Genomic DNA, 25,760 nt, shown 5'->3' on the forward strand with positions numbered 1-25,760 from the left:
GCAAGAGATCACGAAGCAGCATGATATGATGGTAACTGCAAAATCTATCCATACAGAAGGGATCTCATGATAAGCTTCGAAGGTTTCACATTACTCATTCTGCTGTTTATTTTGGCTCCTATCATAGGAGCTATTGCTTTATTGTTTCTGTTCATTTTCGAGAAACGGATTGATCTCTTAGAGAACAAAAATCTGAAGATCGAGCTGGAAAAAGAGCTTCAGCAAGCGCTCTACAATCAGTTGAATCAACAAATTCAGCCTCACTTCTTGTTTAATACGCTAAATGTCATTCTGAGTCTGGCGCGATTGAACCGAACGAAGGAACTGGTGAGAGCGCTCGAAGTCCTCTCCCAGTTTCTCAAATTCAAATACAAATCCACGGAGCCGTTGATTTCATTGGCGCGGGAGATTACGTACACGGAGCAATATTTGGAGATTCAAAAGCTGCGTTTCGGCGATCGGCTCCGGATTCAACTGGATTGTGCAGATGATCTCTTGCAAGCATCCATTCCGCCATTCGTCTTGCAAACGCTCGTGGAAAACGCATTTAAGCATGGATTGGAACGAAAAATGGGCGAAGCTACCTTAGACATCCGCATAAGCCGAAAAGATGACGATGTCCTGCTTACGGTCGTTGACAACGGTTCTTCCGGACTCACAGCAATCCAGAATGAAAATGAAAGTGAGATCGAAACTGAACAGCCACATGAGAAGAGCGGTCACGGGTTGGACAACATCCGCAGGCGGCTCCACCTTTGTTTTGGTGATCATGCACATCTGGAGCTAGCTCCGATAGCTGAGGGAGGAACTCTTGTGTCTGTCAGGTGGCCCTGTACGTATGAACAAATCGATCTGAGGTGAGAAGATGAACGTACTACTCGTGGATGACGAACCGTTGGAGCTGGACCAACTCGAGTATTTGATTCAGCCCATGTTCCCCTTGTGGAAATTCTACAAGGCCGCAGATGGCAGTCAAGCCATGGCGATCAGCCAGAAGGTTCCTCTTCATCTCGCCTTTCTGGACATTAATCTTCCGGGGAAATCCGGGCTGGTGCTTGGCGAAGAGCTGAGAGCCCAGCACAAAGATATCGAGCTCATCATTGTAACGGCTTATCAAGATTTTCATTATGCCAAGCAATCGATCCGTCTCGGTGTCGTGGATTACATCACGAAGCCCGTCATTGAGAGCGAGCTGGTCGACATTCTGAAAAAATATCAGAAGAGCCCTGCCCTCTCTGCTTACACACGAATTATTTCCGACGCGATGAACATCATTCATCAAAAATTCGCGGAAAAGCTGAATTTGGCTGATCTTGCCGCAGAGGTCCATATCAATCCGACATATTTGAGCCGCCGTTTTCATGAAGAAGTAGGCGTCTCATTCTCTGAGTATTTAATGCAGTACCGCATTCAAATGTCGAAGAAGTTCCTGATCGCTCATCCTGATTGGAGCATATCGACGGTTGCCGAGCGGACTGGCTTCAACAGCCAACACTATTTCAGCACCATTTTTCGCAAGGTAGTGGGGAAAACCCCGAAAGAATACCGGGACAAGGGGAATGCATCTTGACCTACTTATCGTTTCGCGAATACGTGGTAGGTGCAGCAAAGATCGGCATTGGGCTTGGAGTCGTCTCGATCCTCGCCCGCTGGGTGACCGGAAACACGATCTTCGGTTCACCGGAAGCACTCGTCAAATACGGGATATTTGGCGGGATCGGCTTCGCTTTGATGGGAGCATTTGCCCTCAGTATGTTTGGCCTGCTTGGGCGTAAGGTCCGCCGTGAGTTATCAGAAGGGATGACCATCGGGGATTACATGCGAGACAAGCTGCATCCGTTTGGTTACTGGCTGATGATCATCATCCTTTTGATTACCACGATTGAAGCGATGTTCGTCCAGGGAATGGCTGGGGGCGTATTGTTGAACATCTTGTTTGGTTTACCGATCCCGCTCGGCTTGCTTTGCTTTTTTGGATTTTGTGTGCTGTTTGCAGGCATCGGAGGTATCCGCTCGATCCATCGTTTTGCCATCGTGCAAATAGTCATTACGTTTGCAGCCATCATCCTGATTCCCGTCTACTTTTTCGTCGGAAAAGGGGTCGAGCACGTCTATAACGGACTGCGCCTTTACCATCCTTACCTTCTGGTGCTCAACAACAACGAGGGTCTATTTTTTATCATTACCGGGCTGTTGATTGGGTTTGGTCAAGTCTTTGTCGATCAGGCATCGTGGCAGCGGCTCTATATGATGGAAGAGAAAAAGATCGTCCCTACCTTTCTGGTGTCCGGACTCATTTTTGCAACCGTACCACTGGCGTTTTCCTCGCTGATCATCATCGTCCTTTTTACGGGCGGCTTTGATGATATTTACTCGCTGTTGTTTGATCTCGTACGCAAGATTGACACGATGATATTGCTTGTATTATTTGTCCTCTGTGCCTTTGGTGCGATCATGTCCGCTTTTGGTGCAGGTCTTCATTCCATGATCAGTCTGATGGTCAACAACGTTTATCAGCTCTTCCGCCCAGACGCTTCTGAAAGGCAAAAAATCCGTTTGGGCTACATCCTTGCCATTGCCATCGGTGCGCTTTCGTATGGTTTGACGATCTACTTCCAGCCGACCTTGCTGGATTTGCTGTTCTTCTTTGGCATTATGTATGCCTCGCTGTTTTTGCCTATCGTCGTCATCGTGTTGACGAAGGGGAAGGCACCTACTTTCATATTGATCAGCGCAGTAATGGGATTCGTCGCAGGCTATAGCAGCCGGATGTACGTCGATCCGATGATGGCAATCTGGATTGCCTCCTTATGTACAGCTCTGGTCTTAACGGCCTACTTGTGCATGACCTGGCTATGGAAACGGTACATCCGAACGCCGGATCACACTCGCTGACCCACAGGAAGGAACGAATCCTATGCTACGCTCCTACTTGCTGCTCATTTTTTGCGTAACCGCTTGGGGCAGCAATTTCGTCTTCGGGAAAATGCTTGTCGCAGAGTTTTCTCCGCTCTTTTTGTCGGCTATGCGTCTCTTGTTTATCGTGTTGTTTCTGCTCATCTGGTCCAGAGGGCGTCTGAAAATGCCAAAGCTCTCTCGTACGGACTGGCTCTTGCTCGCGGTACTGGGAGTGGTCGGCGTATTCATCAACCAGTGGTCCTTTTACAAAGGGCTCGTTACTGCTGATCCGACCACCTCTGCCCTCATCCTGGCGCTGACGCCGATTACAACGGCTCTCTTGGCTGCCTTGTTCTTGAAAGAATCGCTGACTGGTCGCATGGCAATCGGTTCGGTGATCGGTACATCAGGTGTTTTATTCGTCATTTATACAGGGGCAGAGCTGCATTTTGATGTCGGTATCCTCTGGATTGTATTGACGATGCTAACGTTCGCTACCTCGATCATACTCGTCAGGTTGTTGGGACATCGACTCCCTCCACTCGTGACGACACTCGTATCCAATCTGATCGGCTTCGGATCGATGCTGCCTTTTGTCCTGATCAGCATCCCTACGGCCACGGTAAGCACCAGCCTCTCATCCTGGCTTCTCTTGTTTGTCACTGCTGTCGTCATGCACGGCATTGTGACCCTAATCTGGAACAGTCAACTTCAGAAGGTAGGTGCCGCCAAAGCCGCGATGTTTGCGAATCTGGAACCGTTTATTGCCATGCTTTTTGGATTATTATTGCTGGCAAAGCCTGTAACAGCCGTACAGTTTTTCGGAGCGATTCTCATCATCGCGGGTGTGACCTTGACCACAACTTCCAAGGAGCCGCGTGAAAAGAAGAAGCTTTCCTCGCTTTCATCCTGATGTAAAGCAGTTCGCCGCACTTTTCATACTAAAACAGTCGGAATTGTAGTTGAGAAGTACAATTTCATTGCTTTATACTAGAAGAAGGGCTGGCGATATCTGTTTATATAGTGATAAGAGGAGGGACAGTCCATGTCTACCGTAAAACTATCCCAATGGGAAACGATGCTGTTAGAGGCAGCCCGTTCCCATGGATTCGTCGATGAAGAAATCATCCACAAGCTGAGAACAGGTGACCCTGCGCCTTTTTCGGACGTGGAGGGCGGTAAGTACGATTACACCCATCTCTTTGAACTGTCCAAAAATGATCCCTCTACGCTGGAAGCTGCGATTCGCGAAGGCTATCAGATCAAGTTCACCACTTTTAACGGGATCAAGTTTTTGCTGAACAAACGCTACAACATCCAAGCGGAGCGCGATTATCAAGTCGAGGAAACAGCGCTGCACCACGTTCGCTTGCCAGACGATGCCTTGGCGTGGATGCGCAGGACAATCTCCCATAACTGGCGAATTGTTGAACTAGAAAAGCTCGCGGACACCAAAGAAACGCTCGTCAGATTTGAACTGGCAGCATCGTAAATACGAAAGAGCACTTTCCTTAGGGGAGAGTGCTCTTTTTTCGAAATGCGGGTATTGGAAGGAGAATCATGATGACAACACAAGCGTATATCCAACACATTCAAGCAACATATCCGGAATTGACCATTACTTCCGCCTACTTGAACGAAATGGGTCAAAACAATGATGTGCTCATCGTTAATGACGCATACGTGTTTCGCTTTCCGAAATATACGGCCGGAATCGAGCAACTGAAGATCGAAACGAACATTTTACGCACGGTAAAACCATATCTCTCCCTGCCGATTCCGGCTCCGCTCTATTTGTCCTTTGCCGAGGAACTACCTGGGCGGGTGTTTGTCGGATATCCGCTACTCGAAGGTGAGCCTTTTACCCTGGAAGCTTTTCAAGCAGCCTCTCGTCAAAACTCGGTACCGACTATCGCTGCCCAGCTTGCACAATTTCTTCATGAACTGCACCAGCTTCCCGTCTCCTCCTTGCTCCCGGAACTTATCCCTGGCGATTTTGACATGGTCAAGCAGTTGACTGAGCTGTATGAACAGATTGTTTCGCAATTGTTCCCAGCGATGCGTGAGCAAGCGAAAAAGGATGTGGCAGAGCGGTTTGAAGCATACCTGGCAGACCCTGCCCATTTTGATTTTCAGCCTTGCTTGACTCATGGAGATTTCGGCACAGGGAATATCTTGTACTCCCCGGCAAAACAACGCATCACAGGCATCATCGACTTTGGCGGTTCCGGTGTGGGCGATCCGGCATACGACCTCGCTGGACTCTGTGCGAGCTACGGCGAACCTTTTTTGCAGCATTTCACTCCGGTGTACCCCCAGCTTGAGCAGGTGATGACAAGGATGAGATTTTACCGCAGTACATTTGCCTTGGAAGAAGCGCTGTTTGGTCTGGAAAACGACGATGAGACAGCGTACCAGGCTGGCATGCGGGACTACGTCTAGCCCTTTACAGCACCCTGTGTGAGCCCTTCCACCAAATACTTTTGGCAAAAGGCAAACAACAGCATTGTCGGGATGACTGACAACACCGTAGCTGCCGACATCGCTCCCCACTCGATATCGTACTTTTTGATGAAGGCATTCATCGCGACCGGAATCGTTTTGACTGACTCTTCATCAATGAACAGAACGGCCATAATCAGCTCGTTCCAGCATTGAACGAAGGCGAAAATAAACGTGGCCGCAATTCCGGGGAGCATGATCGGCACGATGACGCGAAACAGGGCGCTCAGCCGCGAACAGCCGTCCATCATCGCCGCTTCCTCCAAGGCGTTGGGTATCCGTTGAAAAAAGCCGGACATGATGATCGTACAAAACGGTATTAGCATGACCGTGTAGATGAGCATCAACGAAAACAGGCTGTTTAAGATGTGCATCTTGGACATCATCATGTACAACGGCGCCATGCCAATGAACATCGGGATCATTTGGGTGACGAGAAATCCGAACATCACCTGCCGCTTTCCTTTAAACGAAAAGCGGGCCAACACGTAACCGCCGAGCATCGCGATGAACACGACCATAGCCGAAGCGACCAAGGAAACGAGAAAGCTGTTCCAGATGTACACCTGAAAGTGAGAAATCTGAAAGATCTCCAAGTAGTTGATCAGTGTCACCTGTTCCGGCCAATATTGAATCGGGAGCGAAAAGATTTCCTTTTGACCTTTGAGCGACGTAATGATAATCCAATACAGCGGGAAAATCGCGAACGCAAGAAACAAGGTCAATACAATCGCTCTGGCAGTCCTCCACCCTAGATGTTCACGGTGCATCAGAAGTCCCCTCCCTTCTCTACTTTGGTCGCTTTCACGTAAAAGATCGTGAATAACATCAAAATCAGCACGATGATGACACCCACAGCCGAGGCTTGCCCGTAGTCTTGTCCAAAGATGACTTTATCGATCATGTAGGTAGCGAATATATGCGTGGAGCCTGCAGGAGCTCCATTCGTCATCGCGTAAATAATATCCGGGAAGTTGAGAATCCAAATGACCCGCAACAGGATCGTCACCAGCATCGTTGGCATGATATACGGCAGTGTTACCCTCCAAAACTGCTGAATCCGCCCCGCTCCATCCATCGCCGCCGCTTCGTACAGCTCCTCTGGGATCGATTGCAGGGCAGCCAGAATCATAATGGCAAAAAACGCGACGCCATACCAAATATTCGCGATAATGACCGCAGCCATCGCCCAAGTGCCATCCGCCAAAAAGGAGATCGGCGCATCGATCAGACCTGTTTTCAGAAGCAAATCGTTAATGACGCCAAACTGGGCATTGAACATCCACCGCCAAATCAGCCCAATCAGAAAGCCCGACATCGCCCACGGGAAAAAGACAAATGCCTGGTAAATTCCTCTCCCACGAAATTTTTTACGCATCAAGAGGGCCAGCATGAATCCAAACAGCAATTGAAAAACAAGCGAGAAAAACACCCAGTAAAAGCTGTTCATGGCAACACGAGGGAAGTCTGGGCTTGTCAGTACGTTCACAAAGTTGTCCAGCCCGATGAACTGAATATTCATCAAGTCAAAGAGCGTGTAGTTCTGAAAAGACATGATGATTCCACGCACGAGTGGATAATACGTAAAGACCGAAACAAACAAAATGGCGGGCAAAAGGCACAAAAAGATAAAGCGACCTTCTTTGGAGATTCGGAACGATTTCTTCCCTTCCGGCACAACCTGCTTCGTCGTCATGACGATGGGTTTTTGTGTGTCCAAGCTACCATCCCCCCACGTCTACTTTCGCTCGGCTTTTTCTTTCGTCCAGTATTGATCCCATTTTTTCAACAGGTCCTCTGCGGTGAGCTGATCGAGCAAAAAGCTCTGAATATCTTTATCCGCCGTGCTTTGCCAAGCTCCCCAGCCTTTGTAGTCCACAGGACGTGAAACATCGAGGAACTTCGTCGGCTGCTGGCTCATCTCAATAAACGGCTGGAAGTAACCTGTCTTGTAAAATTCATCTTCTGCCGCGCTTTTCACGACAGGAATCGTGGAAGTCTTTTTCGCAAAATGAGTGCTCTGTTCAGGATCAGACAGGAATTCAATCAGCTTCCACGCCTCTTCCTTGTGCTTCGAGTACGAAGTAATCCCCCAGCCCGGCCCACCGACTACTTGTTGGGCGACACCTGAAGGGCCAATCGGAATCGGAGCGGTCGCCCACGTCCCTTCCTGCATCTTCTCCTTGGCTCCATCGATGACGTCAGGGTCTTGAATCAGCATGGCAGTCGAACCGGCTACAAAGCCCTGTACCATCTCCTGAAAGCCCCAGCTCACAGAATCTTTTGGAGAACCTTCTTTGTAAAGCTGTTTGTAATACTGCATCGCTTCCAGTGATTGCGGCGTGGAAAAGAGTGTGCGTCCATCCTTCATGAAAAAGGCGGAGTCAGCGTCGACCTCTGTCCCGTTGTAGGCCCACATGGTGATCAGTGCGTAATCCCACCCGGTCGCACCTCCCCGGAAGCTGTACCCGTAGCGGTTTTTGGTTGGGTCCGTCAGCTTTTTGGCTGCTACCAAGAGCTCATCCCACGTTTTCGGCACCTCGATCCCTGCTTCCTTAAACCAGTCCGTCCGATAATACAAGACGCGCTGGTACAGTCCATTCGGAATGTAATAAGGAGTTTTGTCCACCCAAGTGGCTCGACGTTTGGCGACGTCAGTTAGCTGATCGTAATTTTTCCATTTCTCTGTGTAGGGCTTCAAATTTTCAATAAAGCCGTTCATCGAAAACTGCTTGGCATTGAATTCGCGAACCTCTAGCACGTCCAGCTCTTCTTTTGCCATCAGCATCTGTGTGATCTTCTGATCCGCTCCTTCAAATGGCGGTGAAATCAGATCGACTTTGATCCCCGGATTCTTCGCTTCAAACTGGGCTAGCATTTCTTTTAAAAGCGCAGTTCGTTGTGGGCTAGTAATGCTCTCTACCATTTTTAGCGTGACGCAATTCGCACCTGACGGCGATGCTGAGTCAGGAGTGGCCGCTGGCTGACTACAGCCTACAAGCAATGCTGTCGCCATCGTTAATTGGAGCGCCACAGAAATCCAGGAACGAAATCCCATACACGAACCCCCTCATGATCTTTTTGTAAGACAGTTCGTATTATATTAAATATTCTGAATTATAAGTTTTAATATCTTTACCAGTTTTTTCGTTTTCTTTACTCTTTTTTCAGTGAGGCTTTCCCGATACTATTTATTTGACTAACTGGAATAAATACGTTAGCATCTTATATGCTACAGCATGTAAATGAAGGGGGTTGGATTTTCAATGGAATTATTCAATCTGACCGGATTTCTTCTTCACCGAACAGATATGAAAATGACGAACTATTTTAAGAAGAGGTTAAAACAATTTGAGATCACGCCAGAGCAATGGGGCATTCTTAGTGTCATGGATGGAGAAAGAGCGATCACACAAAAGGATCTTTCGGATGCGATTGACCGCGATCAAACCACCGTCGTCAGAATGATCTACTCGCTTGAAAAAAAGGGAATCGTCATTCGCACGTTAAATGACGCGGATAAACGCTCTCATAACTTGTTGCTGAGTGACAAAGGGATGGAGCTCAAATCAAAGCTACTACCCGTCGTTACCGAAGCGCATAGCCATGTAACGCAAAACCTTACCGATGTAGAGATTGCGGAATTACATGCATTGCTCGACAAGCTCTATCAAGTAGTAAAAGATGAATAAATGGAGATGCAGATACTTTTTCTAGCAAATACATGCTATAGCATACATTTGATTGATACTGAATAACGAAAGTGAGGAAGCTGTCATGACCCTAATCGTTTTGCAAGTCATCGTTGCGATCTTCTTTATGTTTACAGGTACAAAAATTATTTCCGGTAAAATGGCGAATGAATTTGACCGCTTTGGACTCCCTCCCATCTTTAACTTCTTAACGGGCTTTATTGAGATCATCAGTTCCATTGGCTTGATTATTGGAATATGGTTTTCGATCGCTGCATTCCTATCAGGATTGCTTTTAGGCGGGACCATGTTGGTAGCTGCTTTCATCCTACTTGTGATTGCTAGAGATCCTTTTCCGAAAGCATTACCGGCGCTCGTTCTTTGCTTTCTGTCCTTTTTCATCTCGATGTATCATTATTAGTCATAACAGCGGCGAGTCCAAGACTTTATGATCATGCCTTGGGTCGCCGCTGTTTCATTTATGGAGTCAGTCTAGAACTTGTCTTCACTCCTACAAAGCATCCTCAGCCCCATGAGGACCGCCCATGCTTGCTGCTGCTTTTTGAAAAAGAAGCGCAGAGGTTGTCCGTTTTGTACATCGATCAGCGTATCGTGGCTGCTGGCCCGTAATTCGTACTCAACACCAGCTACCTCTGCAACAGGAGCATCATCTCGAAGGAAGAGTCGCAATCTTCCGCCTTCCCCTGACGTGTACGTCCCGACGAGCTTCTCTAGCTCTTCTCTCGTTGGCGTATAGAGCGGAGCTTCGTCTTCTTTGTGTACAAGCGGCAAACCAAGGGCAGCATTCACAGCAGCCAGCCAGACGTTGCGAATTGGCACGTTTTCCAGGTTGGAAAGAACGGTGACGACCAGCCCTTTTTCCGGTACAAACCCGAAGTTCGACGATACCCCAGGCTGACCGCCCCCATGCTCAACTAGCGTTATTTCTGCATAATTGGGGGTTGTTTTGAGCGCATAGCCATACCAGGCGTCTTTTGTCAGTCGATGAACCGGCTGCCACATGGCTCTAAGCGAGGCTCCATCTGCGACCTGCTTCTCTTTATAACGCCCGGCATTAATATAGAGCTGACCGTATTTTAGCAAGTCAACGACGCAGGAGCGGATGCCTCCCCCCACTTCATAGTTGCCGAGCGTGGGCCACGGCACTTTTTTTAGTTGCTGCTCCTCCCCTTTGACATAAGGGACGGAGACATCGGAAAAGCGAGCGACTTCTTCCAGGTTATACGTCGAACGATTCATTTCGAGCGGCGCTAGCAGGCGTTCTGTTACATAGGTACGGTAGCGCTTCCCAGTGACACGCTCGATAATGGCTCCCAGCAGGAGAAACATGTCGTTACTGTAACTGATATACTCACCTGGCACACCAAGGGGGGCAAATTGGACTTCGTTCAAATAGGCAATATGCTCGGGCAGTCTCGTCAGTTCTTCACGGCGCAGCAGCGGTGGAACACCTGAAGTATGGGAGAGCAAATGGTGAATCGTGATTTTGTCAGTATGTATGTCCCCCTTTACTTGCAAATCAGGCAAATAGCTGCGAATTGAGTCGTCAACAGACAGCTTGCCTTCTGCCACAAGCTGCATGATGGCTGCAGCCGTAAACGATTTGGTAACCGAAGCAATGCCGAAAATAGTCTCGGGTGTTACTGGCTGATTCGTCCCCAGATCGGTCACACCAAAGCCTTTTTGATAGATGGTCTCACCATCCCGGGAGATGCCAATAGAGAGCCCCGGCACCTTTTCCTTCTCCATGAACTGCTGCACAAATGCTTCCAAAGCTGAAACGCTCGCGTGGTCCATTCCTATTCCCCTGCCTTCGGCTATTAGATTCTAGTTAGCAAAAAGAGTGTTCCAAAAGCCTTTCAACATGCCTTCGGAACACTCCTTTTCTACGTAATCTCATATTTTCTCATTTTATTGTACAGCGTGCCCCGGGAAATCCCCAGTAGCTTCGCTGCCTTTGTGTAGTTGTAGCGGCTGTCGTTCAATGCTTCCACGATTTGCGTACGTTCATCATCTAGCAGCGTGGGCTGCAAAAGCCGTTTGCTGTCATCCGTTGTCCCTGTTGACTCCTGGATCATATCCGGTATATGCCATGGGAAGATTCGGTCATCCTCCGCAAAGACGACAGCATGCTCGATCGCATTTTTCAGCTCTCGGACATTTCCCGGCCAATCGTACAGTCGTAGTGCGTCTATTGTGTCGGGCATCAAGCGGTATGCAAACGAACCGTGCCTATGCGCGCCCAAAAAGCGTTCGGCCATTGGGACGATGTCTTCTGTTCGCTCGCGCAGTGGCGGGACTTTTAGTTCTATCGAATTCAACCGGAAGTAGAGATCCAAACGGAATTCTCCGGCGTCAGCCATTTTTTTCAGATCCTTATTGCTGGCAGCGACGATCCGAATGTCCAAAGGACGAGCTTTGTATTCTCCGATGCGGGTCACCTGCTTCTCCTGCAATACCCGCAGGAGCATGGCCTGAATGGGTAATGGGAGCTCCGCGATTTCATCCAGGAACAAGGTGCCCCCGTCCGCAGCTTCAAACAGCCCCACTTTTCCTTCCTTCAAGCCGCCCGTAAACGTCCCCGGTGCATAGCCAAACAACTCGCTCGCAACCAGATCATGGGCAAAGGCTGCACAGTTTACCGCCACAAAAGGCTTATGTCTTCGCAAGCTATGTTCGTGAATGTACTGGGATAGCACTTCTTTTCCCGTTCCGCTTTCCCCGATCAAGAGCACAGACATATCACGCCCAGCGACCTTGTCCAACTTTTGCAGCAATCCAAGCCACTGAGGTGATTCCCCCACCATTTCTTTCGCAGTTCCCTTGCTCGGCAGTCCACGATTTTGGGATGGACGATCGGCAATTCCAACGATTTTCGCAGAACGCGCAGGTTGACGACGCATTTGAATAAGCGCACCGATTAACCGATTTTTGTAAAACACGAGCTGAAGTCTGCCCGCAGCAGGATCAGGCGAAAAAGGCAAAGGCCGCTCAACCGGAACGATAGTGGATAACAAGGAAAGGTCCGATTGCTCCTGACAGGTTTGGAAGAAGTGCTGCCAGTCGAATCTGTTATACCACTCTTGCTGGTCGCTTGTAGCCGGATCATTGCTCCGTACGATCTGCCCTTCCAAATCAATGGCCACCAGTAAATCATTGGAAATGGACAACTCTTTTTCTAAAAACGTATTTTCGAGATACAGTCGATGAATTTGAAGCTGATTGAAAATCTCCATCTCCATGCTTTTCGCGACCGTTTGCGTTAAGACTAAGGCATGGGCAGGAAAATCTTGTGCAAAGCTCGTCAAATCCAATACGCCAATCACCTGTTTCGTGATCGGATGAAAAATCGGCACACCCGCGCAGGAAATGTTTTGCCAGCTCTCACAAAAGTGTTGTGCATCGTGGATGACGACTGGCTGTCCCGCCACGAGGGTGGTGCCGAACGCAGTCGTTCCGCATAGCTCCTCGCTCCACACTCCACCTGGAACCGCATTGAAGCTGGTTAACAACTCCATCAATTGGTGGTCGGCATTGACATGGAGTAATCTCGCTTTGTGATCCGCTAGTATCATGGAATATTTTGTATGGATGAAAGATTGGATCTTTGGAATAATCGATTGATATACATGGTATAACAAGCTGGATTCCTGTAGCATGTGGACATCCATTTGGTTGAGTACTTCAGGCGTTTTTCGCAAATTCGGATCGATTTTATAGGACAGGCTCCTGCTCCACGATTCAGAAATACTGACGGGAACATCAGCTTTTACCTGTCCGGCTGAGAGAAACGAATCTCTGGCCTTTATCCGATTTTTGTACATAGCCTACCCTCCCATCTAGTTATCTCTCCTTCTTTTATTATAACTCTATGTCGGGCTATAGTGGTGGGGAGAAAAAAGAAGAAAACGCTCAAGTTCTTGGGCTACCTGCTACGGGGTCATCCCTACCTTCGGTGGTTGTACTCGCTTAAAAGATTACTGCTTAGGTTAAGCTTACGAAGATACTTCGATGCAAAGCTTGCGAGATCATTGCATCCCCTCATGAATAAACGAACAAAGACTTTGACAAAAGCTGCATAGAAGAAGCGCATTTCCAGTCAAAGCGCCTCTGGAGCCCGTCCCAGCGTAGGAATAAATGGCGGGGGTTTTCAGCTTCACTTATGGAATACTTCATCGAAGCTTCTACGTTTGAAGCGCTCCCGCCATTTATTCCGAAGGGGACAGTCCAACCCACAGCGGGGCGTAGGCCGAAGCGTAGACTGGAAATGCGCTTCTTCCCCCACTACAGCAACTCAAACAAAAAACAACAAATCCCTCCGGCCTTTTGAACCGAGGGGATTTGACATTTCGTGATTAAAACGGAAACGGACGAGCTTCCTTCTGAACGGATACCCAGCGTGGAGACGTAAATTCATGCAGAGACCAATCGCTGCCATGGCGTCCCAAGCCGGATGATTTTTCTCCGCCAAATGGTACGTTTGGCTCGGTGTTGATGCTTTGATCGTTGATATGCATCATACCTGTTTCGATTTGCAGAGCGACTTCTACGCCATGCTCCAAATCGCGTGTAAACAATGATCCGCTCAAGCCAAAATCAGTTTCGTTTGCGATGCGGATTGCTTCCTCTTCGCTATCCACCGGCAAAATATTGGCAACGGGACCGAATACTTCATTCTTAGCTGTCGCCATATCATTTGTGACATCTGCCAGAATCACTGGCTCCATCAGTGTGCCTTTCACTTCACCGCGTTTGATAACACGCGCACCTTCCGCGATTGCTTGATCGACCAAGCCTTGAATTTTATCTACTTGTCTTTCGTTAATAAGCGGACCGACAAAGGTATTCGGGTCTGCTGGATTGCCCGCTTGGATGACGGAAGCTTTTTTAGCGAAAGCGTCAATAAATTGATCATAGATTTTGCGATGAACGATAATGCGGTTCAACGCCATACAAACTTGTCCTTGGTGGAGGAACTTCCCGAAGACAGCCGCACTTGCCGCTTGCTCGACATCTGCATCCTCCAGGACGATCATCACGTTGTTTCCGCCTAGTTCCAGAGAAGCTTTTTTCAGGTTTCTGCCGCAGATTTCGCCGATTCGACGACCAGCAGCGGAAGAGCCTGTGAAGGAAATGACTTTTGGAATCGGATTTTCAATCATGGCATCGCCGATTTCCGCAATATCTGCAACGACTACGTTAAACAAGCCTTTTGGCAATCCTACTTCTTCGAGCAGCTTCGCGATGACCAATCCACCGGAGATGTACGTTTGCAGATCCGGCTTGACCACAACGCCGTTACCAGTAGCCAAAGCAGGGATGATAGCGCGGATAGACAAGTACAGCGGGAAGTTAAACGGGCTGATTACCCCTACTACCCCAACAGGCAGATGGTAGACGCGGTTTTCTTTGCCCGGAATGAAAGAAGGCAGGATTTCACCTTTCATCCGTAATGGCAAAGACGCGTATTCTTTAATATCGCCGACCACAAAATCAACTTCCGCGTTTGCTTTTGCAAATGTGCTGCCTGTCTCGGAGACTAAAATATTCACGAGCAGCTCACGATTTTTTTCTACCACTTCTGCGATTTTGTGAATGATGCCAGAGCGAACGTACGCATTCGTTTTTGCCCACTCTTTTTGTGCTGCTTTTGCAGATTCGTACGCCTGCTCTACATCTTGAACCGTAGCCAGCTTGATGCTCACCAGCTCGGATTGATCGTATGGGTTGCGGTTGGTATAGCTATTCTGGCTCTTGCCTTCTCGCCATTCGCCATTAATGTATTGTTTTGTGTACTCATTGAAAATGTTGCTCATATGAAGTGTCCTCCTAGCTAGTCCATCTTGATGATTGCTTTGATTGTTTTACCGCTATGAGAATCGGCCACCGCTTGATTGATTTCATCGAAACGATAGAATTTTACCAGCTTGTCCATCGGGAATTTCCCTTGCTTGTACAAATTGATCAACTGCGGAATGAAAATGCGCGGTACGCAAGCCCCTTCTACTACGCCAGTAATGGTTTTGTTGAGCAAGAGCAAGTCGTTCGTATCGATTTTCTCATCGGTTCCGAGTGGTGGTGCCCCGATTTGCGCTACGACTCCGCAGAACGTGAGTGCATCGACAGCTTGACGCAATACGCCTGGTCTACCAGCAGTTTCTGCTGCATAGTTTACGCCGCCATTGGTAATCTTCTTGATCTCTTCTACCGGATCAACATTTCGCGCATGAATGACATGAGTCGCACCCAGTTCTTTTGCCAGTTCAAGACGGTTATCATGCACATCGACCGCAATGATCGTACCGCAGCCAATTGCATTCGCAGCCATGATCGCGCTAAGCCCCACCGCTCCTGCACCAAATACGGCAATGCTTGATCCTGCCTCTGGCTTCAGCCTGTTTATGACCGTGCCACTACCTGTTTGAATACCGCAGCCAAGCGGTCCCAAAAGAGCCAAATCTACATCTTTGTCTACTTTCACCAAATTACGCTCGTTTACAATCGTGTACGTTCCAAAGGAGGACTGACCAAAGAAGTTGGACAATCCTTTCTCTTCGCAGTGATGTCTTTTTGTCCCATCTTCCATATTGCCAAGGAAGTTCAGCTCGAAAAATCTTTCACATACATACGGACGTCCGCTCAAGCAATAGTGGCATTTTCCGCAATGGGCAAAACCGAGCACCACATGATCGCCAGGCTCTACATAAGTAACACCCTCGCCTACCTTTTCAACTACACCCGCACCTTCATGGCCCAAAACGGCTGGGAGTGGAACTGGATATTCTTGATCACGCGCAATCATATCTGTGTGGCAAATTCCAGAAGCTACGACGCGAATCAGAACTTCTCCATTCTTAGGTTCATCGAGTTGAATTGTTTGAATACGAAATTCTTCACCTTTTGAGTGAGTAACAGCAGCTTTCATTTGCATAAAATATCCCTCCGGTGATTTCTTCGCACCACTCGATCATTTTTCGAAGATTAACCTACCAGATTCATTTATGATTTCGTAAAAACACATGAAAATAACACCTTGCTGTAGGAAATGAAGAAAAATCCAATCGAGTGTCGTGCGTCGAGAGTAACGTAATCGTTTCTCTTCTCCGAGGATTTTATTAGCAATTTTCATGCCAAACATATTTTCGTCTGAAAATAAACGAAATCTGGACTCTATCCGTACTTCTTCTACGTGTACATTGTTCGATTGTCTTTGAACGATTTGAACAAATTGTCTGGCTCGCATTGAACAAATTGTTCAATTCAGGACAAAAAACAAAGACATCGCCCTCTTGTTTGCAAGAACGGGCAATGCCTTTTGATTTTTTCTCGGTATTTCTAGCTGGGAGAGGCCGTTATTTGGCCTTCCCCCATTCAACCTCTTCCCATTCAAATGAATAGGCCAACACATCGATACATGAGTCATGCGCGCATAATACCCAATGCTTTACTTTAGGGGACGTAAAGCCAAATGCTTCTTTTACTTTTGACTCAACTACTTCGTAAAATCCTGGGTTTGGGCAAACATCGGTTTTGTCCCATTCGTTACGAAAAGACAGTCTCCCATTATAGTACTGATCGAGCATGCTGAAATCATATCGCTCGTAGCCCTCCATTTTACCGTACATCGTAAAAAGACAAATCGGCTGGAAAGTAATTTTAATGATAGCGTTCCCCGCTTTATTGTATTCGTCGTCCGGGATGTCCTCCCCATACTGCTCTTGCAGCCTAGACAAGACTTTATCGTAGCGCTTTTGATTATATCCACACATCACTTCCACGCTTACTTCCCGCTCCTCATAACCAGTAAAACCGACGAAATCATGTGAGGGGCTGATCATCCAGGGAACTTCGACAGGTACAACTTTCATTTGGCTCATCGATTTACCTCCGCTTGAAAGAACACCATTTCATCAAATGTAATTCCCAGATAGCTGTACTTTATATTGACTCTGTTTATCGCTTCATGATGAATAACACTAAGTCCATAAATTTCATCGTTTTTCGTAGCAGTACCCTTAGATGTGCCAGCTTTCATCGATGTATCCTCTATCTTCTGAAATCCATAGGGTATTGATTCCTTATTATCATAATCGTCAGTTATGATGAATCCTTGTAAAGCATTACTAACCTGTACTTTTGTTTTTGATGGTTTTTCATTGTTATTAACCGAAACATCTATTATTTTTACTTCACCAAAGCCTTTATTGCCCATTCCCACAACAACAGATTTACGATCTTTGCTTGAAGCAAGCGTACCAATATCCAATGGCGGATTACCTTTTACAAGGAAATAAAAACCTCCCACCAATATTGCTATAAATAGTATAGAGATCGATAGTTTTTTCTTCAATTTCCCCATCCTTAATCGTTGATTTTTCATGTGCTATTGAAAACTATATTTTGGTAAGTTCTAAAAGAAATAGCCGATATCCTGCACATTAGGCAGAAATATCGGCTGTCAGTTCCCTTACGAATTATGATTGAATAAACTCCATCAGCTTCTTATTAAAATCATCCGCCTGACAAATCGGCAAGCCGTGTCCACTGTTATCAAACGGAAACAGCTTCGACCCTTTGATTTGCTGCTGGGTGAGCTCGGCGCTTTTGAATGGAATCAATTGATCGTGAATCCCATGAAAGATTCCGGTTGGCACACGGATTTGACTCAAGTCATTGATTACATTCTCTCTCGATGCTGCTTGCATGATTTTGATGAGCGCATAAGAAGCCGAGTCCAGCCCCATTTTGACAAACCACTGGAGTGTAGCAGTCCCTAAATTTCGATTGAAAAACTGCAAAGAAACCGTGTTTAATAACTCAGGCATATTGGCGTACATTTGACTAATCAGCCCCTCTGCTTGCTCCTTCGAGACGCCGTATGGAGAACCCGGCATTTTCACAAAGGAAGGAGAAACCGCATCCACTAACGCTAATTTCGAAATATGACGCCCCTCATAACGAGACATATACCGAATCGAAATGGCTCCACCCACTGAAAAACCTAGCAAGACGGCATCTCTTATCTGTAATGCTTCCAAAACGACATAGATGTCATCTGCTAAGCGATCATACGTATAGCCGCTCCACGGTTTGTCTGATTGGCCGTTGCCGCGGATGTCCATGGCAACACAGCGGAACCCGTGCTGGGGAAGTACGTTGAATTGGTAGGAAAACATGTTATGGTTGAGCGGCCAGCCGTGAACGAAAAAAATCGTTTTGCTATTCGGGCCAGGATTGAGGTCTTCAACAAAAACCGTGACACCCTTTTCGACTTCAATATACATAACCCTACCTCCTGTTTCACACCATGCACCTCTTTACACTCAAGGTATGTCACCAGTTGTAGGGTTATGTTACTACTCTCCTATGTCCTGACTCGGATACGCATGAACGATGCGTCCTTTTCTTCCCATAGTCGTGACTGCTTGCGCAAGAGAATGGTAGATGGCTTCCTCTGTCGCTTCTGCCGCAGCAGCAAACAGTTCGTTCATGATCGGGTGATCCTCACGTAGTTGCACGCGCGTTTCCGTAATGACTGTTGTCTGATGTGGAATTTTTTGCGCTGTGGAAAAAGCGATAACGATGTCGCCGCTTCCGTGCCCAAAATGGCTCCCCGTGCGTCCCAAACCGATTCCTGCGCGCTTTGCTACCCGAAGCAGTTGTCGATCACTGAGCGGCGCATCTGTCGCCAGTACGATGATGATGGAGCCATCCTCGGACTTCTCTACTGCGTTTTCATTACTTTTGCAGCTTGTGAACAGATTCGCTCCCAAGAAATCATTCTTGTTGCCAAAGTTGCTGAGTACCAAAGCCCCCAATGTATAGACCTGCTCCTCAGCCACCACGATACGAGAAGACGAGCCGATACCACCTTTATAGCCAAAGGCAATCATTCCCGTCCCTGCCCCGACAGCGCCTTCTTCTACGGCCTGATCCGTTGCGTTCAGAATCGCTTCTCTAGCATCTTCCGGACGCACGACACAGCGGCGAATAGAATTGAGATGACCATCGTTGCATTCGCCCACCACAATGTTGATCGTTCCGGTCGTGTCCCCGATCTCTTCGTTCGTATCCAGCATGTATTGCAGAGTCCCTTGTGTAACTGCGGGAACGGAAAACGTATTCGTGAGCATGATCGGCGATTCCAATACCCCTAGCTCATTTACTTGCACGAGTCCCGTCGTTTTGCCGAAGCCATTGATCACATAGCTGGCTGCTGTTACCTTTTCGCGAAACAAGCTACCGCTATGTGGCAAAATGGCTGTTACACCGGTGCAGGCATAGTCCTCGTTGTCCAGCTCATGCTGGATCGTCACATGTCCCACTCGGACTCCGGCTACATCCGTAATGTCATTTTTCTCACCGACCGGCAGCTTCCCGATTGTCGCACCGAGCTGCCGAATTTTTTTCGTCATGCATTTCACTCCTTTCGTAAGGCTATGCCGATCGCTTACACGGGACGATTGCGCAGAAAGTTCTCATAGGCAAACCCGCGCACCTCTTCTTCCTTATAATGCTTGAGCAGCTCGTTGATCAGGTTTTGGCTCTGACCCGCATGCTCCAAGTCCACGACCTTTGCGGTAATGCCGTCGAAGTCTGAGCCGAGCCCGATATGACGCACGCCACCGAGTGAACAAAAATGATCGATATGCTTGATCAGATCATCTATCGTGGTTGGTGTCGTTTCATTGATAAACTGAGTGCAGTAGACGACGTGTACATTCGCGCCTTTGGCAAATAACGCTTTTGCCTGTTCATCCCTCAGATTGCGTGGATGGTCGCAGATCGTCCGTGCATTCGAATGACTCGCGATCGGGTATGTAGCGAGCTCAATCGTATCCCAGAAGCTACCCTCCCCTAGATGCGAGACGTCCGTCAACATTTTATGCTCATTGTGGAACTGAATGATTTCTTTACCAAAAGTCGTCAGTCCGGCATTCCTCGGTTCCAGCGCACCATCCGCAGCGAGATTCGCGAAGTTCCAGGTGAGGCCCACAGAGCGAACCCCTAACTGATACAAAATGTGCAGCTTCTTCAAATCATTGCCGATTGGCTCAACACCTTCCAACGTCAGCAACGCTCCGATCTCTCCCTCTTGCAAATGGTCGAGATCGCTCCAATCACGGATTTGTTTCATTTCTGGATGTTTCCCGAGCACCTCTGAATAAAAGTAATGAATTTGATCCAAAGCTTTTTGAAAACGTTGCTCCGTGGACAATTCAGGTGATGTCCAGATGGCATAGCACTGTAGCTTTACCCCGCCATCGTGTAGCCGTTTTTTGTTGACGTCCAGCTCGTCCGCATCCGCAAAGGACAGAGCCCCATTTTTCTCCCAAATTTTCAGCAGTGCATCACAGTGCAAATCGATAATCGGCATCTTGGTCATCTGTATCCATCCCTTGTGCTAATTTCCTTTGAGAACACTACCTATTCTGTTAATGTTAAGGTAATGTATTTTGGAGAGCGAATCCAATAAATTATTGCTATAAGTCACTTAAGAAAACATTATCGAGGCTTATTCGAGGAGGCGCGACCGCCTTTTTGCGGAAAGTTTAAAAATTCACACAACGGAGCCACTACTCATGAACATGGAGCAAATGGAAGCATTCATCTTTGTCGCCCTGACCGGGAGCTTCAGCAAAACGGCTGATTTACTCTATCTGTCACAGCCCACGGTCAGCATGCGGATCAAAGCACTCGAGACGACTATGGGTTGTAAGCTGTTTCAGCGTACGGGTCATACGATTTCTCTTACAAAAGAAGGCGATCTGTTCCTTCCTTATGCGAAAAACATCATGCATATGCTGCAAGAGGGACAGCAGGCGATTCAGCGATCGCAAGGCGATGTAGAGGGAGAATTGACCATCTCCACCGTTTTTGTCTCCGCCTTTTACATTTTGCCTGACCTCGTCCAGCAATTCCAGCAGTTGTACCCTAAAATCAAACTGACGATCCTTACCGGGCATTCCCATCAGGTGCTCGATATGGTTCTGAACCACGAGGTGTCATTCGGAATTGCTCGTGCCGTTACCCATCCACAGATTAACCGGATTCAACTGATGCCGGATGACATGGTCTTAGCGATTTATCCGGATCATCCGTTTGGATTCCGCCATCAGGTTTCCATTGAAGAAGTCGCACGTGAACGACTGATCTTGTTCAATCGGGGTTCGCTCGACTGGAAGCTGATCAACAATGCGTTCAGCCATTTTCAGCTACAAAACAATGTCGTCATGGAGGCTGACAACATCGAGGTCGTGAAGCGTATGGTGAAACAACGGCTGGGCATCGCCTTTTTGCCTCGCTTTGCCATCTCCAAAGACTTGTGCGAAGGCGAGTTGCAGGAAGTAGACGTCCTGAATCTGCCGCAAATCAACCGGAACTTCGAGCTGATTTACCTCAAGGATACACCTGTTCACGGGATTATGCGTACGTTTATCGACTTTTTGATGCAGAGCAAGGCTTTGCAGCAGTAAGGCGAAAACGAAGGATGCCCTTTAAGACACCTGCGCAGAAACCATCAAAAATGCTGGTCCTCCCGGAGGTGAATGCGATGGAAAAAAGCCGATATTCATTACAGTAGTAGAGAATATCGGCTTTTTTATTAATCCAGGATATTCCCTGTATAAAGAAAACAATCGATTAGAAATAGTTCATACTCATTGCTTCACGTATCTCTTGCATTGTTTCTTTTGCTACAAGGCGTGCTTTTTCAGTACCCGACATAAGAATTTCATCGACCTTTTTGGGATCGTTTTGATACACTCTTCTCCGTTCCCTCATGGGTTCAAGCAAATCGTTAATACTTTGAGAAATTTTTCGTTTGCATTCCATACATCCTATTTGCCCCTTTTTACAACTTTCATAAATCTCATCGGAGCCCTCTTTCCGAAATGCTTGATGATAAGCATAGACTGGACAAATTTCAGGATGGCCGACATCCGTTTTATGGATTCGCGCAGGATCAGTCGTCGCTTTCTTTATCTTCTCACTAACCTCTTCTTGGGTGGAGTCCAAATCAATGGCGTTGCCAAGACTTTTGCTCATTTTATTATTTCCGTCTAATCCGACAAGTCGTGGGACATCACCAACGAGTGGCTTGGGTTCCAATAACACAGGTTTATAAAGTTGGTTAAATCGACGGACAATTTTCCTTGTTTGTTCGATATGAGGAACCTGGTCTTCTCCTACGGGAACCAGCATCGCTTTGCAAAAGGTAATATCAGCCGCCTGACTTACGGGGTATCCGAGAAATCCGTAATACATATCTTGAAACCCGCGTTCCGTGGCTTCCGCTTTTATTGTAGGATTGTGACGTAAAGAATTGACCGTAACAAACATAGAAAAATAAGTGGTTAACTCCGCAATCTCTGGGATCATGGACTGAATAAATATTGTTGCATGATCAGGATGAATACCTGCTGACAAATAATCCAATGCCACATTACGCAAATTTTGTTTAATCAACTCTGGTTTTTCAAAATGAGTAGTTAGGGCTTGAACGTCTGCTAGTATTAAGTAAGTTTCGTATTGGGTTTGCAACTCCACTCGATTTTTCAAGCTACCAACGTAATGTCCAAGGTGAAGTTTTCCTGTAATCCGATCGCCTGTTAAAATACGTTCTTTCACGTAGGATCCTCCTCATACTTTTGTTTCTGTCATGTAATCTTGAGATCCACCAACCATCATCCATGGACATCACCCCTTTCAAGTAATACAAAAAACCCCGCCCAATAAAGGACGAGGTTATCGTGGTACCACCTTTTTTAATCGCAAAAAGCGATTCACTCTAAAGTACGGTAAGATGTCGAACATCATTACGATACTCCTCTCTTGGTAACGGGGAGAGAATCCCGGCAGCGCCTACTCATTGTTCAGCGGAGCGATTCAGAAGCCCATTCGGTATCAGGTGAGGATCGGTTCACAGCACCACCGACTCTCTGAACCTCATTATCTGATACGTACTTGCTCTTCATCAACATCGTTGATCCGTTCATCTATTATTCTAGATATAATAATTGAAAACAATTCGTAAATCAAATTAAATATAACAAGCCTACGCAGTTGAACCCAATCTCCTGCATCCCCTGAAACAAGGAAGCGCTGCGTCTCTCTCATCCTTTTTTGGGTGCACGCAGTTTCGTACGAATGATCATTTCTGCGGTCACGACAAGTCCAATCATGGCGACATATACAGCGATTGTGTAGCTGAGCTCATACGGCAAACCTACCACCTTCTCTACAATCAGCTTCACCAGATGAATCAGCATGTTAGTGAACAAGAAGACGAAGCTCCTGACCATCCATTCCTTATGCTTCATGACTTGACGCTTTTTGATTTTGACAAGCGCCGTAATGGTGATAGCAGGCCAGATGATGTTCAATAAATGGAAGGGCCAACTTGCCACTTTTCCGCCCGTTACATAAGGGGCCATATATCCGGATGTAACTACGACAACCAACACACTAAAAAGATAGACATAGCCTGTTACTTTATGTAGCTTGCGGTTCTGTGCGAGCAGCTTGTCCGAAAAATTAGCCACTCCACAGACGAGGGCAATCAAGGCGAAAAACAAATGGACATACATGACCGTAAGCCAGATCGATGTGTTCATTCGCTCTTTGTTGTAATCAGATTTGTGACTGAGAAAGCCTTGCGCTTCTGGATCGATGATAAAGTTTTGCACGAGTACATACGTGATCGCTATACATGCTACGAAAATGACAATCGAATACGGTTTGATACGGTTCATCCTGCCACACAACCCTTTGTTCGATTTTAGAGACCGAACGGTTCGGTCTCTTTTTGATTTTACATGAATGCCTTCTTTCGTACACGAGAGAAATGTTACAATAACTTGGACGAATATAGACCGTTTTGGCCGAATGAAAGGACTATCGCGATGCGAAAAGGCGAAAAAACAAAGCTGCATATTATCCGGAAGTCAGCAGAGCTGTTTAATCAAAACGGCTATACAGGAACCTCCATGCAAGACATCATGGATGCCACGGGCCTTACCAAAGGCGCTCTCTACAGAGGTTTTTCCAGTAAAGATGAAATCGCTATAGAGGCCTTCAAATATGCGGGTGAGGTATTGAATGAACATTTTGCGGCTGCGCTAGAAAAACAGGACACAGCCGCTGCAAAACTCGTAGCCATGGCAAAGGTATATTCTGATGCGGTAAACAATCCCCCGCTCCAAGGTGGCTGCCCGCTTCTCAACACAGCCGTCGAAAGTGACCATTCGTTCCCTGTTCTTCGCGATTATGCTGTCGCCGCTTACCAAGAGACGATATCGTTCATGCAGGGATTGCTGGAAGAAGGAATTGCCCAGGGAGAATTTCGTTCCGAAATGGAAGCAGAAGCTGTCGCATCGGTTATCTTCTCTTCCATTGAAGGAGCCATCATGGCAAGCAGACTCACCCGCGACAACAAGCATGTCCATTTTGCCATCAAGCAAATTGAGCAGCTTTTACAGACATACAAGCCATAGCAAAAAGAAAAGAGCAGGCGCGCAGGATGTGATCTCCCTGCCTACCTGCTCTTTTTTCGTGGACTTTTCCTGCTACTTTCTATTTGATGTAGTGTACTTTTTCATGTCCAAGCAATGCTTCCAGCACTTGCTGTACTTTCACGCCTGTCTCAAACGTAACCAGTCTAGCATCTCCACCATTCATCGCAATGGACAGCTCATCCAACAGCAGGGAGAGACGGTCTTGCTGTGGAACTTCAGCCGGAACGAGCGCTTCACCGTGTCCACCCACAAACAGATTGCTCCAGTTCACGACACTCAGCGTCCCTTTTGACCCGTACACGCGATAATCCAAATGCTCCTCATGTGCGATACCGGCTAAGCCATTGATCGTAACCGGAGTACCATCTGTCAGACGAAGGAAGGCCGATACACCTGTCTCGCATAGGTCATGATCTGCTGGATAATCTACCTCTGAGCGGACTACATGCAGGTCTCCGAAGAGCTCGTAGGTCAGGTGAGTGAAATGAGGCAGCACTTCACGAATGAAACCGCCTTGCTCACGACCAGCCAGCCAAGGTGTTTGCTGCCATGGACGCGGCCACTGGTGAAAATGCGTCAGGATATCGATGCGGCGGACATCTCCGATTTCTTCGAGTCTGCGGGAAAGTTCAGGAAAAACGCCTTGATAGTAGAGCGGGAAGTTCATCGCATGGACAACCCCTGCATCATTTGCTGCCTCCAGCATTTCTTGCGCTTCTGTTAACGAATTAGCCAACGGCTTTTCGCAGAGCAAATGCTTTTTGTGTGCCAGTACATCCAGAGCAATCGCATGATGGAACTTGGGAGGAACCGCCAAATAGATGACGTCCAGCTCTACCTTTTTCAATAATTCCTTATAATTTGTGTACCAAGGCACATCACCGGACTTTTGTGCGGCTTCCTGTGCTCTCTCCGCTGATACATCACTCACTGCGGCTACTCGAAATTTTTCGTGGGTACGGATAGCGTTCATCATGCGCTCGCCCATGACTCCTGCGCCAATCACCCCAACGTTCCATTTCACTTGGTCCATCTGCATTTCCTCTCTTCCTGGTGAATGTTCGTCTTCGTGCCTCTACCCCTTTCTCCATTCATCTGAACATTCCTTCTGAAAAGCTCAGATTGTCAGCTG

Annotated in this window: 25 protein-coding genes and 1 other annotated feature; of the genes, 10 read left to right on the top strand and 15 right to left on the bottom strand. The window is 47.4% G+C overall.

Annotated elements, in window-relative coordinates; translation table 11 throughout:
• The first annotated feature begins 66 nt into the window (after positions 1–66).
• The 6 genes from HP568_RS16525 (at position 67) to HP568_RS16550 (ending at position 5,340) form a co-directional block, all read left to right on the top strand.
• On the top strand, positions 67–861 hold the full coding sequence (locus HP568_RS16525) for a sensor histidine kinase (RefSeq protein ID WP_173629661.1): 795 nt from the start codon (positions 67–69) through the stop codon (positions 859–861).
• A 4-nt stretch (positions 862–865) separates the two neighbouring features.
• On the top strand, positions 866–1,570 hold the full coding sequence (locus HP568_RS16530) for a response regulator transcription factor (RefSeq protein WP_017250974.1): 705 nt from the start codon (positions 866–868) through the stop codon (positions 1,568–1,570).
• The gene (locus tag HP568_RS16535; RefSeq protein WP_048031871.1) at positions 1,567–2,895 is read left to right on the top strand and encodes a sodium:solute symporter family transporter; all 1,329 of its coding nucleotides are present in this window, start codon (positions 1,567–1,569) and stop codon (positions 2,893–2,895) included. Before HP568_RS16530 ends, HP568_RS16535 begins: the two co-directional genes overlap by 4 nt.
• A gap of 22 nt (positions 2,896–2,917) precedes the next feature.
• Positions 2,918–3,811, top strand: a complete 894-nt coding sequence (locus HP568_RS16540; protein WP_048031870.1) for a DMT family transporter — start codon at positions 2,918–2,920, stop codon at positions 3,809–3,811.
• A gap of 132 nt (positions 3,812–3,943) precedes the next feature.
• Complete coding sequence (locus tag HP568_RS16545) at positions 3,944–4,390, top strand: hypothetical protein (RefSeq protein WP_048031869.1); 447 nt, start codon at positions 3,944–3,946, stop codon at positions 4,388–4,390.
• Positions 4,391–4,461: 71 nt separating this feature from the next.
• Positions 4,462–5,340 carry a phosphotransferase family protein gene (locus tag HP568_RS16550; protein ID WP_173629662.1) on the top strand — a complete coding sequence of 293 codons (879 nt, stop codon included), beginning with the start codon at positions 4,462–4,464 and terminating at the stop codon, positions 5,338–5,340.
• On the opposite strand, the gene HP568_RS16555 is transcribed toward HP568_RS16550, so the two are convergent.
• From HP568_RS16555 to HP568_RS16565, 3 genes are read right to left on the bottom strand one after another with little or no spacing between them, the layout of a single operon-like run.
• Positions 5,337–6,170: a carbohydrate ABC transporter permease gene (locus tag HP568_RS16555; RefSeq protein WP_056496357.1), complete on the bottom strand. Its 834-nt coding sequence runs from the start codon at positions 6,168–6,170 to the stop codon at positions 5,337–5,339. The genes HP568_RS16550 and HP568_RS16555 overlap by 4 nt on opposite strands.
• Entirely contained in the window at positions 6,170–7,120 is a 951-nt protein-coding gene (locus tag HP568_RS16560; RefSeq protein ID WP_048031866.1) for a carbohydrate ABC transporter permease, read from the bottom strand. Before HP568_RS16560 ends, HP568_RS16555 begins: the two co-directional genes overlap by 1 nt.
• A gap of 18 nt (positions 7,121–7,138) precedes the next feature.
• Positions 7,139–8,458 carry an ABC transporter substrate-binding protein gene (locus HP568_RS16565; protein ID WP_173629663.1) on the bottom strand — a complete coding sequence of 440 codons (1,320 nt, stop codon included), beginning with the start codon at positions 8,456–8,458 and terminating at the stop codon, positions 7,139–7,141.
• Positions 8,459–8,666: 208 nt separating this feature from the next.
• Between HP568_RS16565 and HP568_RS16570 the strand changes: the two genes are divergently transcribed.
• Together HP568_RS16570 and HP568_RS16575 are read left to right on the top strand one after the other, a co-directional pair.
• Entirely contained in the window at positions 8,667–9,092 is a 426-nt protein-coding gene (locus HP568_RS16570; RefSeq protein ID WP_048031864.1) for a MarR family winged helix-turn-helix transcriptional regulator, read from the top strand.
• An 85-nt stretch (positions 9,093–9,177) separates the two neighbouring features.
• Positions 9,178–9,513, top strand: coding sequence for a DoxX family protein (locus HP568_RS16575; RefSeq protein ID WP_173629664.1), 336 nt, complete (start codon positions 9,178–9,180; stop codon positions 9,511–9,513).
• A gap of 71 nt (positions 9,514–9,584) precedes the next feature.
• Here HP568_RS16575 and HP568_RS16580 read toward each other — a convergent pair whose 3' ends face one another.
• The 9 genes from HP568_RS16580 to HP568_RS16620 form a co-directional block, all read right to left on the bottom strand.
• A complete protein-coding gene (locus HP568_RS16580; protein ID WP_173629665.1) occupies positions 9,585–10,910 on the bottom strand; it encodes a serine hydrolase domain-containing protein in 1,326 nt (441 codons plus the stop codon).
• An 89-nt stretch (positions 10,911–10,999) separates the two neighbouring features.
• The gene (locus HP568_RS16585) at positions 11,000–12,937 is read right to left on the bottom strand and encodes a sigma-54-dependent Fis family transcriptional regulator (RefSeq protein WP_173629666.1); all 1,938 of its coding nucleotides are present in this window, start codon (positions 12,935–12,937) and stop codon (positions 11,000–11,002) included.
• 531 nt (positions 12,938–13,468) lie between these two features.
• Entirely contained in the window at positions 13,469–14,929 is a 1,461-nt protein-coding gene (locus HP568_RS16590; RefSeq protein ID WP_173629667.1) for an aldehyde dehydrogenase family protein, read from the bottom strand.
• Positions 14,930–14,946: 17 nt separating this feature from the next.
• A complete protein-coding gene (locus HP568_RS16595) occupies positions 14,947–16,044 on the bottom strand; it encodes an NAD(P)-dependent alcohol dehydrogenase (RefSeq protein ID WP_048031859.1) in 1,098 nt (365 codons plus the stop codon).
• Between the two features lie 421 nt (positions 16,045–16,465).
• Positions 16,466–16,990 (bottom strand): hypothetical protein, encoded by a 525-nt coding sequence (locus HP568_RS16600; RefSeq protein ID WP_048031858.1) that lies wholly within the window; start codon positions 16,988–16,990, stop codon positions 16,466–16,468.
• Entirely contained in the window at positions 16,987–17,493 is a 507-nt protein-coding gene (locus HP568_RS16605; protein WP_254551282.1) for a hypothetical protein, read from the bottom strand. The genes HP568_RS16600 and HP568_RS16605 overlap by 4 nt, the downstream gene beginning before the upstream one ends.
• 94 nt (positions 17,494–17,587) lie before the next feature.
• On the bottom strand, positions 17,588–18,397 hold the full coding sequence (locus tag HP568_RS16610; protein ID WP_048031856.1) for an alpha/beta fold hydrolase: 810 nt from the start codon (positions 18,395–18,397) through the stop codon (positions 17,588–17,590).
• A 72-nt stretch (positions 18,398–18,469) separates the two neighbouring features.
• Positions 18,470–19,528 carry a DmpA family aminopeptidase gene (locus HP568_RS16615; RefSeq protein WP_173629668.1) on the bottom strand — a complete coding sequence of 353 codons (1,059 nt, stop codon included), beginning with the start codon at positions 19,526–19,528 and terminating at the stop codon, positions 18,470–18,472.
• Positions 19,529–19,563: 35 nt separating this feature from the next.
• On the bottom strand, positions 19,564–20,499 hold the full coding sequence (locus HP568_RS16620) for a dipeptidase (RefSeq protein ID WP_173629669.1): 936 nt from the start codon (positions 20,497–20,499) through the stop codon (positions 19,564–19,566).
• Between the two features lie 196 nt (positions 20,500–20,695).
• Here HP568_RS16620 and HP568_RS16625 point away from each other — a divergent pair, with 196 nt between their 5' ends.
• Positions 20,696–21,589: a LysR family transcriptional regulator gene (locus tag HP568_RS16625; RefSeq protein WP_048031853.1), complete on the top strand. Its 894-nt coding sequence runs from the start codon at positions 20,696–20,698 to the stop codon at positions 21,587–21,589.
• A gap of 166 nt (positions 21,590–21,755) precedes the next feature.
• Here the strand turns inward: HP568_RS16625 and trpS are convergent, their stop codons facing one another.
• Both trpS and HP568_RS16635 read right to left on the bottom strand, forming a co-directional pair.
• Positions 21,756–22,742 carry a tryptophan--tRNA ligase gene (gene trpS, locus HP568_RS16630; RefSeq protein WP_173629670.1) on the bottom strand — a complete coding sequence of 329 codons (987 nt, stop codon included), beginning with the start codon at positions 22,740–22,742 and terminating at the stop codon, positions 21,756–21,758.
• 104 nt (positions 22,743–22,846) lie between these two features.
• Positions 22,847–23,101, bottom strand: a binding site (T-box leader).
• Positions 23,102–23,227: 126 nt separating this feature from the next.
• Complete coding sequence (locus HP568_RS16635; protein ID WP_173629671.1) at positions 23,228–23,866, bottom strand: DUF2306 domain-containing protein; 639 nt, start codon at positions 23,864–23,866, stop codon at positions 23,228–23,230.
• Positions 23,867–24,016: 150 nt separating this feature from the next.
• Here HP568_RS16635 and HP568_RS16640 point away from each other — a divergent pair, with 150 nt between their 5' ends.
• Complete coding sequence (locus tag HP568_RS16640; protein ID WP_048031850.1) at positions 24,017–24,607, top strand: TetR/AcrR family transcriptional regulator; 591 nt, start codon at positions 24,017–24,019, stop codon at positions 24,605–24,607.
• Between the two features lie 79 nt (positions 24,608–24,686).
• Here the strand turns inward: HP568_RS16640 and HP568_RS16645 are convergent, their stop codons facing one another.
• Positions 24,687–25,661, bottom strand: coding sequence for a Gfo/Idh/MocA family protein (locus HP568_RS16645; protein ID WP_048035735.1), 975 nt, complete (start codon positions 25,659–25,661; stop codon positions 24,687–24,689).
• Positions 25,662–25,760 lie beyond the last annotated feature (99 nt).

The organism is Brevibacillus sp. MS2.2 (genome assembly GCF_013284345.1).
Classification (GTDB): Bacteria; Bacillota; Bacilli; order Brevibacillales; family Brevibacillaceae; genus Brevibacillus; species Brevibacillus brevis_C.